This window comes from Tenacibaculum sp. nBUS_03, from assembly GCF_051201695.1.
In the GTDB taxonomy this organism is placed as follows: domain Bacteria; phylum Bacteroidota; class Bacteroidia; order Flavobacteriales; family Flavobacteriaceae; genus Polaribacter.
This window is the reverse complement of sequence record NZ_CP179214.1, coordinates 4,301,247-4,314,902: the sequence shown is the minus strand read 5'-3', so window position 1 is coordinate 4,314,902 and position 13,656 is coordinate 4,301,247. Positions and strand designations below refer to the sequence as shown.

Below are 13,656 nucleotides of genomic sequence, written 5' to 3'. Positions count from 1 at the left end.
ATTTAAAATTAGAATTTAATAAAGTCTTTGTTGGTTCGATTTACCAAATACCATTTATACGTAAAATCTGAAGGAACAGAATTTAAAGGGTATCCTCCCTTTACTTCTGCCAGTAAAGAAGCAGAATTTTCACCAAAACATAAAATTTGTTTTGTCTGTTTAATAGTTACATTAATAGGTTTTGGTTCTTTAACTTCAAAGGTCTTACTTTTAATACATCCCTTACTATCAGTAACCTCTATTTTATATATACCCGCATATAAGCTATTTATATTTTTAATATTTTTAATAAAAGTTGGAGTTCCGGTTTTAGTCCATTTATAAGTGTATGTTCCACTTCCTCCAGTAATGTTAATAGCTATACTACCTGTTTTACCTCCAGGTACATCACAATTATTTATTGAAGTACTTTCAATACCTATAACTGAGGGCTCATTTATAGTTGTAGTTTTAGCTCCAGCAATTACGCATCCTTTAGAATCTTTTAACCAAATGGTATAGTTTCCTTTAGCTAAACCTTCAATAGTATTATTCGATAAAGTACTTGTACTTTTATAACTAGCTTTATTATCTATTGAATAAAAATAACTTCCTGAGCCTCCATTGGTTGTTAGCTTTATTTTACCATTATTCGCATTAAAACATGTGATATCTGTTTTCGCTATACTTAACGTAACTTTTGTAGGTTCTGTTAACTTTATTACTGCTGTTTTATTGGTATGACTATCACTAACTGTCACTGAATAATTTCCTTGAATAACATTAACTATAACACTTCCTGAATTTGACAATAATACACCGTTTCTTTTCCATTTATAAGTATAAGATCCTGAACCTCCACTTGCAACAGCTTGTATATTACCTTTACCTCCATTACAAGTAATTATTTTAGTAACTTTTAACTGTGCTTTTAATTCTGGTAGTTCTTTTACTTCTATTTCTCTAGAATTAATAGTACAACCATTAGTATCTTTAATAGTAGCCGTGTAAAAACCGGCTTTTAAACCACTAATCGAATTACCCGTTTTTGTAAAAGTTGCATTTTTCTTTTTCCATGTAACGGAATAAGAACCAGTACCACCAACTATTGTTAATGTAATTTTACCAATGCTTCCATTAAATATTTTATTATCAACCACCGATATATTACTAACCTCTAAAAGAGCTGGTTGAGTTATTTTTTTAACACTAGATATAGCTGAAAAACATGATGTTATATTTCTATCTCTTACTCTAAATCTATATCCTGAACTGGTATTAGCTGCTAAACTAAAAGTATTACTATTTTGCCATACAGTACTTGATCCTTTCCAAATAGCATATTGATAACTATTAGATTTCCCTCCAGTAGCAGAAATTGTTACTGTTGATTTACCGCTATGGCATTTAATTGGATTTACATTTATAGCTGTAATTTTCACTTGGCTTTGGGAAGCTACAACAACTGTTTTTTCAAGTTTCCCTTGCCTTGTGTCTTTAATTAATACAGAATAACTCCCTGATAAAACATTTACAGAAGTGCTACTAGCAATGTTTGATAATGTTTTTATTGTACTTCCATTTTTCTTAATTATAACAGTATATTTTGGATAACCTCCAGAAATACTAGCAATATTGACTTTACCTTGACCTTGATAACAGTCAGGTTTAACTGATGATATGGAAAAGGTTATTGGTTTAGGATCTTTTATTTCAGGTAACGTATACTGCTGGGTACAATTATTCTTATCCTTGTACACTATTTTATGAATACCTGCTGGTAAATTAGGAATTATAAAACCACTCTTATAAGCTTTTCCAGTTTTAGTATTCGAAGAACTTCCTTTTAATAACACTGTATAATTATAAAAATTGCTAGTAGGTGTTCCTCCATTTACACTTCCTATCTTTATTGAACCATCACTATTACCTGGCGCACTAGTGTGCTTTGTTTGAGATGTTGTTACAACATGGGTTATTTTATTTTTTTTTGCAATTATAACTTTTACATTAGCTTTAGTCTTATCTATACATCCATTGGTATCTTTTACCTTAATTAAATAAGTACCAGAAGACTTATTACTTAAGGTAATTGTTCCTCCAAAAGGTTTGCTCCATGTAGATCCGTTATTTAAACTATACAAATAACTTCCTGTACCTCCTGATGCAGTAATTTTAATTTTTCCATTTCTTGAATTATAACATAATTCATCCTGAATTCTAACCGCATTATAGGTTATAGGAGTAGGAACACTTATTTTGAAATCATATTTATATTGCTTACAAAAAGGAGAATTATTTGCTTTATTAAAACCTGAAACTTCTATTCTATAGTCACCTCCTTTTATGGACTTTCCTCTTGAAGATCTCCAAGTATATTTATATACATTGGTACTAACTTTAGTTAAAGTTCTAATATTAACATTATCATCCTCAGGAACATAAGATCCATTTTGAAACTTTCTTAGTAGATTAATTTCAATTTTTTCATGAGAATATAGTTGTCTTTTAAAATATAGTACAAATCCTTTTACATCACTATATGAGCACAAGGGTTGATTAAACGTTGGTGCTTTTGCTACTTCAGGGGGTTCAGGTAAAAACTGAACCGATAATGTCCTTGATTTATCGTTGTCTCCATTACAACCTGGGTTTAGCCTAACCTGAATTTTTAAGTTATTTAATGCTTTTGCTCTATCAGCTGCTCTTGAATATAAGTTAGATAAATATAAATTAATAGCGGGTTTTCCGTTTTTACTAGGAATTGATCTCCATATAGGTACTTGTTCTGTCTTAGGAGAATAATTTTGTACCTGCGTTGATAATTCAAAAACCCTTTCAAAATAAAAATTACAGTTCCCATTAATAGGTCTTGCAGCACGCTCAGGAGAGTTGTCTTTTTTATTTTTATTATTGGGAGCTCTAGGAATTTCAAGACCTCCACCATTATTAAGACAATCTTCCCATTGTTGTTTTGCACTTTCTAATTGATTTAGTAAACTTTGATAACCAGCAGTATTCCTTGTTATTTTATTTACTCTATCAAAAAACTCCCATTTGTATACTGTTGAAGGAGATCTATACGATGTAAATTCACTAGTTAATTTTACTGGAGAAGTTTCACATACTGTTTGAGTACTATAAATACTTGAACCATTTGTAAATTTTATTTGAGGCAAAGGAATAATTTCAATATAAGCGTATCCTCTATTAGTTCTTCCCTCAAAAATTTGATTTTTAGTATACCTCTTACCAAAACAAGGAAGACTAACATTTACTGTTTTTCTTGCATCTCTTCCCGATCTACAATCACCTATCCAAGTTTTATGCCTAGTCGTTGAAAAGAACTCAACTTTAACAACTGGATCATTCTGTGAGAAATCTTTAGATCCGCTAAAAGGTTGATTTCTATGATAACCTCTATTATGAATACTAATTCTTTTCCCACTAGATGTAATCAATGTTATGCCTCTTAGTCCATTAATAGTTCCACAACCAGAACTTCCAGAACCATAAAATCCTGAGACTTTAATTTTGTACTGTTGAGAGTAAGATTCAAATAAGCTAATAAAAATAAAAAATAAAAAAAGTAATAGTTTTTTCATAGCATTAGTAATTTAATTCAATTTTTTTTAGGGGTGATTTAGCTCCAGACATAAAAATAGCCTGAAGCATATATGTGTATTTTGTATTTATTAATAGGTTTTTATCTCTAAATTTTTTTGTTTTAGAATTAAATACCTTGTACATCGTAGGTTGTTTTCCCTCACTTGCTTTATATAAAACAAACTCACTAATATCAGGTTGTTGGTAACTCCAATTAATTTGAATAAATTTTTGATCTCTATTCACTTCTCCAATAAACTTATCAATAGTTGGTTTTGATAAATTATCTAGTACTGTTATTTTTAAAGGAGTTATTGGTTCAGACTCAAGTCCTGAGTTATCTACCGTTAACATAGTGTATAAATATGTTTTATTAGCTATACCTGTAACATCCACATATTTATTTTGTGGTAAGGCCAATTCTGCAATTAACTGCCATTGTATATTAGATCCATACTCCTTTCTATATAACATAGTCTTTTTGGCATCTATACTTGTACTCGTTATCCATTTTAAATGTACTTTTCCTTTATCAGTTTTAAATGAAGAAAACACCGGAGAAGAAGGTGGTACTATATCTGGTCGATCTAACTCTAAAACTTCAGAGAACCCTGACGGATTGTATCTTTTATCAAAAGATTGAACTTTATAATAGATTTTTTTGTTCAATGTTTTAATATTAACTGTATCAATAAAATTACTAGTAGGTGTTGGTTCAAAAGTTATTTGAGTAAACTCATCATTCTTTAAATTGGCCTTAAATACTCTATACCCTAAAAAGTCGACTTCAGTATTTTGTTTCCAATTTAACTTTACTATTCCTAGAGAATCAATTGTACCGCTTAATAAAGTGGGTATAGCTGGAGGAGTACTATCATCAGGTTGTACCATTTTAGGAAAAGACTCCCTTCTACTTCCATCATAACCAATCCCTACAATTTTATAATAACTAACAGGTTGTAACCTTGATAACCTTATAGATCTTTTACTTTTACCTATTTGCTTATTTACAGTTAAATAAATACCCTTTGGTGTATTTGCTCTAACTAATTCAAATGATTTAAGTGTATTTATTCCTTTCGAAGGAAAATTCCAATTTAAAATAACATCTCCGTTATCTTGAAAAGATAAATCTGTGAAAAATGGTGTATGCACTAAAGGCGTTACTCCTTTACCAGATACTATATTTGAATAAGGTCCTTTAATTCCAAAAGGTGATATACCTTTTATTCGATACTTATACTCCTTATTATTTTGAAAAAGACTATCAACATACATCATTCTAGTTGAAGGATTCTTTTCTCGTTCTCCCATATTCACTATTGGGGTACTAGATAAGTTTTTAAACTTTTTACCTCCATCATCAGACTTTTCAATAATATAATTCGTGTAATATCTTTTCAGAATTGCAAAATTCCAACTTAAAATGGCTGTTTTATTTTTAAAAACTCCAACAAATTCTTGTGGCTTAGGTAAGGGTTTATAGTCCATTAAGCCTAAAAAAGCTCCGCCCGATTTAATTTTATATTTTTTCTCTTTTGGTAATGCTACTTTAATTGAATATAAATAGCGTTCATTTAGTTTAACAGAAGTATCAATAAATGCAAGCCCAGAAAATTTTGCTACTTCAAAATCTTGATCTGCTGCATATAAAGCAAAAGTAAATCGCTGTTCAAATGCTTGTGCTTGATTAATTATACTTATAACGCCATTACCCCCCCCATTCATGTTTACGTCAAACTGTTCACCATATAACGCTTGGGCAGCAATTGCTGCATTGTTATTTTTTTCTGTAAACTCTTTCCATTCCATCATTGGTTTTGGTTTAAGAGGTACAGTAACAAGCTGTTTTACTTCAGGAATAGGTAAAACTTTTTTATCTCTAACAATAGTTTTTCTCTCAATGGTATATCCATATTTGTTAGCATATTTCCATGCAGTAGGAGTTGTAACACCCCAACGCAACATAATACTTTTTTTCGTTGCTGTAGCGATTACTTTTACTTCAGGTAATTGATTACCTATAGCTTTTTGAGCAATTAAATTGATATTAACCAATAATAGTATTACTATTAATAGGCTATTGATTTTCTTATTCATTTAAAGGGTTTGTATACTTTACTAAATTTTTTCTACTTGTTTTTACTTGGCCTGGTAAAACGTACTTAAATGTTGTTTTATATTTTCCTCTTCTCATATAAGGAAAAGCCTCTGTTACAATTTTGATATACTGTGGATTATTTTGCCATGGTAAATTTGAATTAACTAGTTGATAACTTAAATCTTCAAAATCTTGAAGGTAATAGTGTGTTAAATTATACCTGTATGGGTTGTATTGATTAATTTCACCCGTATAATCATTTTCTAAATATGTTAAATACCACGTCATAGGTTCAACTCCTTCAACTGGTGGAACTCCAACTTTATCTGTTTCTCTATTAACTTCAATTGTTCCAGCTAATGGGTAATTGTTATATATTAACGGATAAATTTCTTTTCTATAATAGCTATCATCTAATACTGCCCTAGCAACTACAAGTGATTTATTACCCGAATATTGACTTCCTCTTAACTCAACTAAATCAAATGCTTCTTGATTGTCAATAGCTGCTAATAATGTTAATCCATAAGGGTATTGAACATGCTCATATAAATCTTTATTTTTATTCATATCACGCATTTTATCATAAAAAGTAGTGTATAGACTCGTTCTAAACTTATGTGTCAATAACTCTCTTTCTCCATCTTTACTAACACTTCCTTCTGCTTTTCTAGACTTTACATTTACTGTATTTCCAGAATCACTACTTCCTAAACTTTTGCTTGTATATTTTTCAGAAACATTATCATCTAAACTACTTCCTTTTGAAACCAACTTAATATTTACATTATATTCGGTTTGTTTTTCCATTCCATTTGGTAAGCTATATGATAATTGTTTTTTAGCTGAATTATAAACGTATTCTTTCTTTAACACGTTTCCAGTAGAAGCAGTCATTATCATTTCTTTCTTCCAATCAGGTACAGCATTGAATAAGTATGTTTGCCCTCTTTTTAGTTTTATATATGCATTAGTATACTCTTCAATAAAAAAGTTTTTCTGTCCTAAAACTGGATACATATATTCTATATTACTTAAAGGAATTGTTTTAGGAGCATCTCCACTAGTGAAATTTACTTCTTTAGTTTCTGTTGCTGGTTTGCCGTCAGATTTAATTACCTGCCAACTACCATTTTTAAATTCTTCAAAGTGTAATTGAACAAAAGCCTTTAATTGCGAATGTGGTGGTAAAATTTCATGAGAATAAAACGCAACAACATCATTACGATCATTCCATTTTAATTCTCCCACTATTTTTTCACTACCATTAGTTACCGAGAACTCGTCTAATAATATTTTATATTTTCTGTCTCCTGTCTCATCTGGTAATTCAAAAACTTTATTTATTTGTAAGTTAAATACAGCTTGTGGTGCAACAAAAACATCAACATCAGCACTACCATCTTTAGGAGTTAAATCACTTATTACTACAATTCCATCAAGCGGGCTTCCTCCAACGATTTCACATTGCTCACCAAGCTCCACCTTAAATCTAAATCTCCCTTTTATTAACCCTCCTAGTAAGTTATATTTACCACCTAAATATCCTCTAAACCATGCTGGATTGGGTAATTTTGCTTGTAATAAAACGGCACCACCTCCACTAATAATTGGTATTTTTGTTTTGGATCCAAACAATCTAAACGTTAATCCTAATTCTCCTTGTAAATAGGCATAAGCTTGTCCGTTAGCATACCATCCGTTCATTCCAACTGGTTCAGAAGAACCTTTACAATGAGCATCTCCATAATCTTTAAGCATAATATCAAAACCAACACCGGCATCAAAACGAGCATAAAAAATCAAAAATGTCAAATCACCCGTGGTAACACTTAAACTTGCTCCAAAAGCTAACCCCTTCCCTGATTCTAACATATTTAAATCACGCATATAATCTAGTTCAGAGACATCTAACCCTAAAATATCAGCCACAATAGGTGGTGGTGGTGGACTTCCTGGTAAGTTATCACCAACCATGAAATAGCTATCCATCTTTATATTTAAAATACCAAGATCTATTTTAATTCCTACTCTATCTTCTGGAGTTCCAATTAACAAATGCCATTCATCTGACGACACATAAAAATCTAACCAACCTGCCCTTCCCAAAGGACCTACTCCTTTAATGATTCCAAAATTAATATATACTTCAGATGTTGCTTGAAAAATATCATTTACAAAATCAAAACCTATATATACATTAGCAGAGATAGCTCCCGAAGGACTTTGTGCAGGTATTCCTGGATTATCTTTATCTGCAATACCAGATAAATTGTTATTTACTTTATCAAAAAAATCCGTTGGTAAGGCTGCTATTAACTCTCCAAAACCTTTAAAATATATTTCTTGTAACCCACCTGACTTTCTAAAAGCCATTCCAAATTCAACAGTAGCATGAAATAAATCTTCTGAGTTTTGAGTTATAATTCCTATAGATGCTTTCATTCCAAAAGCATTATCCTCGTATGGTTCATATATAACACCAGAGGTAGATGCTCCAATCTCTTTAAAAGCTGCATCATTAACATTTGTGTTTCCAGCCATCCTCATTCTATTATAAAATCCACCTCCAAAAGAATTTAAAGCAAAACCTGTAAAGATTGGCACTCCGTTAGGTACTGTTACTTGAGCATCAGCAAACCAATATCTGAAGGTTTTTGTCCTTCCAAATAATGCTTTCGCTTCAACCTCTAATTTCATTCCTTTAGAAAATTTAGCTCCAACAGCACCTGCAAAACCAGTTCCATAAGTAGGGTCATCTTCAAAAATAAAAATGGCCCCTTTAAGTTGCATTCCCGCAACATCCATTTGAATAAATAAGTGTTCTAGTTTTACACCATCAAACCCCCATTTATTCCCCTGCTCGTCTAATTTACCTTTAATTGCTAATTTAGACGCTCCCCCATTAGCGCCATCACCTTCAGATGTTAGGTTTATTTCAAAATCAAAGAATAACTCTGCCCTATTACCAGTGGGCGTTCTTAACCCAATTTCATTTATAGCTATTGGGAAATTAGCTATTTTTAATTTTCCTTTGACACCAAAATATTCGACGGAAAAATTTGGAGATTCCGTTTGCAACACCATCTTCTGAAATGTAATACCTTCAAAATTTATAACACTTTTAGAAGTATCTTCTGGTTGATTTGATGAAGTTTTGTCCTCTTCTTTTTTTAGTCCCGTGGCAAGGTTTAGTGAACCATTTAAACTGGCTTTTGGCCTAAACTCTCCATCTTTAACTTTCATTTCAATATATGAATCGTTAGTTAAATGTACATTAGCTTTCCAAACATTAAACCTTATATCTTTATCAGTTTTAACAGATAATTTATACTCTCCAGGTTGAAAAACAGCATTATACTGCAAACTATCTAATTGAGAAACAGGTAACACCAATTTACCATTAAATTCACCACCTCTTAAGTTATTTGTTTCAATATCTAATAAGAAATAGTCTAAAGAAAAATCCCATCCAGAAGCAGTATCCTTCTTTTAATCCTATTACATTTTCTCCTATAAATTTACCAGTAACTCCTTGACCATCGATTATTAAATCAGTAGCACCAAAAGCAACTCTATTATCACTATTCTTTTTCTTAAATTCAGGAGGTAAAATTACTTTTAATGATTGTACATATACACCTCTCCATAAGTTTGGTTCTTCTTGATAGTATTTATTTAAATATGCTGCAGGAGTAGCCTCATCATTTCGTAAATCACTAAAATCAAAAACTGCTGTATTTAACTGAAAAGTAGTTCCTTCTAATCCTTTTATTCCAAACTCAGGTAGTGATATATTTACTACCATATCATTCCAATCAGCTATAGAAGTTTTAAAATCTGCCTCTACATAGCCTATCTTCTTTTTACCATTTTTATCAACTGGATGCAACAGCCCGTTGGCAAATTTTATGTTTGCATCTAAGCCCATTTCCTTAAACCCAGAACAATCAATAATTGCATAAGTTCCCGGATTTTCAAAGCTTCCTTTTAAAGTAAGTAATACTGAACCTTGATTAAAGTTTACAGTAAATTGTGATATTAAATTTAATTTAGCTTCTCCGACAATTCCTCCTTCATGTGATAATTTAACATCTGAAGCTCCTAAAATTAATACTTGATCTCCTCTGTCTGGATTTGTACTAGGTAACTCTACCTTTAAAAAAACTGTTAACTCAGTAAATGTTGGTTTAAAAACTGCCTTTGCAATACCTACTGTATATTTTACATTACTTATACTTACAGGTTTTATTGCAACAGGAAGTTCACTTAATCCGTCTTTAGTTAAAACATCAATAAAATTAGCTGATTCCTCAATACTTTTAAATGTATTTTCAGCCATATCTAGCCATTTTTTATTGACTAAAGAGTCTATTGTATTAAATTGAAACCCTTGATTTGTAAAACGTTTTTTTACAACAGGTGCTTCTACTTTATCAAATTTTTCTAATGAAGAAAAATTACGAAACATTTTCTTACTAGTAAAATTTAATGGTTTTACAGATTTCTCTTTAGTTACTAAACTATCTTTTTCGTTTGTATCTTTATCAATACTAAATGTAGTATTGGAAAAAAGATTAATACTTATAAATACAACTATTAAAAAACTTAGGGGTAATTTTTTACTCATACTTTTTGTTGATTTTTTCTTTTTTGTAGTAATCTTTGAAAAGATTGTAATATTTGATTAATTATCCTTCTTTTTTTTTAAAATTTTATTCACCAATTGATCTGCTTTTCTAATCGTTTCAGGAAGCCTATAGTTAGGTGTTAATTTCATAACCCAATCTATTGAACTTTGCAAACTTATTTTATGCCCAATAGAAACAAACATTGGTTTAACATTTTCTTGCGTTCTCAATACAACTCCTACTTCTTCATCATTCCATATTATTGATTCCTTTTCTCCTCTTTTATTTCCTAATTTTTCCTTTTCATAATAACCTATTAACCTTTTTTTAGCACAACCAATTGTTGGTATATTTAATTCAACACCAAGATGAGTAGCCATTCCTACTCCTTTGGGATGGGCTATTCCTTGTCCATCACAAATAATCAAATCTGGTATTATTCTTAATTTTTTATATGCTTCTATAATTGATGGTACTTCTCTAAACGAAAACAATCCTGGTATATAAGGAAAAGTTATATTCATTTTATGAAATGATTCATCTACTATTTCTAAAGTAACAGCATTCATTACTACAACTGCACCAACCATTACCTGGTCTAGTTCATTATAAGCAACATCAACACCTGCGATATATTTTATCTTATCCTTTAACATATCTTTTTTAATTACCTTACCCTTCATTTCATTTTGAAGTAAATAAAAAGGTAGTAAATCGAATTCTTCATTGTAATTGCCTTCTTCCATATCTTTCTTAATAAAATAAGCTAAACCTGTTTGCCCTTTTCTATAAATTTCTTTTAAACTATCCAGATCCTCTACATTATATGATGACCAAACAAAAGTTTCTAATTCTGAAGTATCATCTATGTCATACCTTTTTATTTTATCTAGTACATCTTTGTTTTTTTCTAATAATTTTTCTCTATCAAAACTACTATTAATACCTATTGATTCTTTAACAATATTTTTACCATTTTGTACAACAATGTTTTCAATTTCTAAATCATCGTAATAATACGTCAATATTGTTTCTTGTACTTTCTCTTTCTCGGTTATTCTATAACCATCACCGAACATAAGTCTTAAAGAATTATTAGAATACATGTAATAGGTAATGCTATCTTTACTTTTAACTATTGAAACACCATTCCTAACTCCATTTATAAAATTAGTTTGAAATAAAGACCCTGTCTCCTTAATTCTATATAATTTTACCCCCGTAAACGGAACTCCTTCAATTACTTCTATATTATCAGTAATAGGCGTATTTAATGTTTTTTCTATTTTAAAAGGATAATATTTAAGCTCAACTATTGTTGTTTCCATCCTATTTTATATTTATCATATCAACTCCATGAGTAATAATAAAACAATGCGGACATGTTGCCATGTGTCCATTCTTTTTACCTTTAACTACTATCTTTATATTTAATCTTTTTATATCATTAATAGACTTTACATTTTTTCCTTTTATTAAAGAATTTAATGTTAAAACCTCTGCATATATACCAGGTCTTTGCATATTAATCAGTTTATTTTCAGCAACTGAATTACCATATAATTTCTTATATAGACTTCCTTTACCAATCATATTATCTTTTCTTATAAAATCCATATATTCTAGATGCTGTTTTAAAAAAGGGTCTAGCTCGTTATCTACAAAGGCCTTATAAGCTTCATCATTATCTTCAAGTTTAATATTATTATATTTTTTTCTGTTATAAGTGACAATTACATCTCCTTTATTAGATGACCCTGATGCTACGATGCTACCATCAAAAGCCCCTCTTGAAATACCTAAGTTTTCGTAGTAATCATTAACAATATTCTTATCATGAATATGTGGGTTTAGTTTATCATCTATCTTATCAACCAATTTTTTCTTTATTCCTCCTTGACTTCTTAAATTTTCAGCACTAGTATTCCATTCTAAATGATCATGGTTATGATACTTTCTTTCTTATAATAACCAGCATTATTTTTCCAATGATCAAGTAACTTAGTTTTAATTGCATCTCCTAAGTCATCTAACTTTTTTGTTAATACACTAAGATTAAGTTCATCTAATCGTTTAATTAAATCCTCCCCCGCCTTAGCCACTTTATAGCTATTCCATTCAGTATAATTACAGTGATTATGAGCAGAAACGCCCTCAGATAGTCCAAACTTACGTTTTTCTTTTAAAAAACCTAGGTCGGGTTGTACTTCTTTTTCTAAGCTTTTAAAACTTTGTTCTTTTTCAATTGAAAAAGAAATACTTTTTATAGGGTAAATTAGCACCGTTTTGGCATAGGTATTTTTTGCTCCTAATAAAAATGCTAAAAGGAAGTAAAATAAATATTTTATGTAGTATAATATTTTCATTAATGCGTTTATCGCTAAAAAAAATTAGCTTAAACTAATCTTCTACTATCTTATTACCATTTTCATCATAACCTGGTGGGTATTCTCCATATCTATTTTTAAGATCTTCTATTGTTTCAGGTTGCCCCATATTACCATAAAATCTATCTGGATTGTCTAATGCTTCTTGTCGCTTACGTTTTTCTTCTGCTTGTTCTTCTTCAGATAAAGAATCCCACAATTCTTGATGTTTACGCATTTGAATCTTTCCTTTCCTATCCATTACCCTACGAAGCTGTTCATATGTCAATTTATCAAATATATCATGCCATTCTTTTGATTGAGGAGTTTCATTAGCCATATGAGCTAAAATATCTATAGTATTATTATCAAAAATTTCAGGTAATTCTTCTAGTTTTAATCGTTTCATTAGTTTACTACTTCTATAAAATCAATAAAATAAGCTTTCATTCCATTAATAGTCTTATGGATTCCATTTTCCATTATAGGCACAGGCTCTGCTACTTGTTTTAATAGTCCAGGCTTTAAAACTACTTCCTCCTGTATTTGAATAGCTTTCTCTGCGTTTGAATGTCTTGTTGGTCCTAAATTTTTTCCCCAATCAGAAAGATCATCAATATAAACCCCATTTTTGGTAGTTATTCTTTGGACTACGGCTATTTTTTCTCCATCTCCTGCCCATTTTTTAGTCAAATCTGTAAATGCTTCAGCTACTGATTGCAATTTTGAGGTAAAAATAAAACTCTTATATTCAATCGTTTTTCCTATTCCATTTATAAAATCAGCTTCAAATTGTGATTTCGAAAATGCTTTTCCACTAAAAACTTCATCTTTAACTAGTCTACTAGGAACTTTACGCAACTCATCAAACCCCTCTTTGGCATGTCTCCATCCTGTTTCAGCAAATTTACCCATAAATTCAGGACTGTAACGCTTGGCTTGATTAATAAAATCACCACTACGTGTAAATGCT

At 30.4% G+C, this 13,656-nt stretch carries 9 protein-coding genes; all 9 read right to left on the bottom strand.

What is annotated here, in order from left to right:
- Positions 1-8 precede the first annotated feature (8 nt).
- The 9 genes from ACMFBB_RS19555 to ACMFBB_RS19515 are packed head-to-tail and all read right to left on the bottom strand — an operon-like array spanning position 9 to position 13,598.
- Positions 9-3,584 (bottom strand): SprB repeat-containing protein, encoded by a 3,576-nt coding sequence (locus tag ACMFBB_RS19555; protein ID WP_435262415.1) that lies wholly within the window; start codon positions 3,582-3,584, stop codon positions 9-11.
- Between the two features lie 4 nt (positions 3,585-3,588).
- A complete protein-coding gene (locus ACMFBB_RS19550) occupies positions 3,589-5,685 on the bottom strand; it encodes a hypothetical protein (RefSeq protein WP_435262414.1) in 2,097 nt (698 codons plus the stop codon).
- Complete coding sequence (locus ACMFBB_RS19545) at positions 5,678-9,079, bottom strand: hypothetical protein (RefSeq protein ID WP_435262413.1); 3,402 nt, start codon at positions 9,077-9,079, stop codon at positions 5,678-5,680. The genes ACMFBB_RS19550 and ACMFBB_RS19545 overlap by 8 nt, the downstream gene beginning before the upstream one ends.
- 40 nt (positions 9,080-9,119) lie before the next feature.
- Positions 9,120-10,316, bottom strand: a complete 1,197-nt coding sequence (locus tag ACMFBB_RS19540) for a hypothetical protein (RefSeq protein WP_435262412.1) — start codon at positions 10,314-10,316, stop codon at positions 9,120-9,122.
- Between the two features lie 57 nt (positions 10,317-10,373).
- Positions 10,374-11,645, bottom strand: a complete 1,272-nt coding sequence (nfi, locus tag ACMFBB_RS19535) for a deoxyribonuclease V (RefSeq protein WP_435262411.1) — start codon at positions 11,643-11,645, stop codon at positions 10,374-10,376.
- 1 nt (position 11,646) lies between these two features.
- The gene (locus ACMFBB_RS19530) at positions 11,647-12,195 is read right to left on the bottom strand and encodes a hypothetical protein (protein ID WP_435262410.1); all 549 of its coding nucleotides are present in this window, start codon (positions 12,193-12,195) and stop codon (positions 11,647-11,649) included.
- Positions 12,196-12,248: 53 nt separating this feature from the next.
- The gene (locus ACMFBB_RS19525; protein WP_435262409.1) at positions 12,249-12,683 is read right to left on the bottom strand and encodes a hypothetical protein; all 435 of its coding nucleotides are present in this window, start codon (positions 12,681-12,683) and stop codon (positions 12,249-12,251) included.
- 34 nt (positions 12,684-12,717) lie between these two features.
- Positions 12,718-13,092, bottom strand: coding sequence for a hypothetical protein (locus ACMFBB_RS19520; protein ID WP_435262408.1), 375 nt, complete (start codon positions 13,090-13,092; stop codon positions 12,718-12,720).
- Positions 13,092-13,598 carry a hypothetical protein gene (locus ACMFBB_RS19515; protein WP_435262407.1) on the bottom strand — a complete coding sequence of 169 codons (507 nt, stop codon included), beginning with the start codon at positions 13,596-13,598 and terminating at the stop codon, positions 13,092-13,094. Before ACMFBB_RS19515 ends, ACMFBB_RS19520 begins: the two co-directional genes overlap by 1 nt.
- Positions 13,599-13,656: the final 58 nt, after the last annotated feature.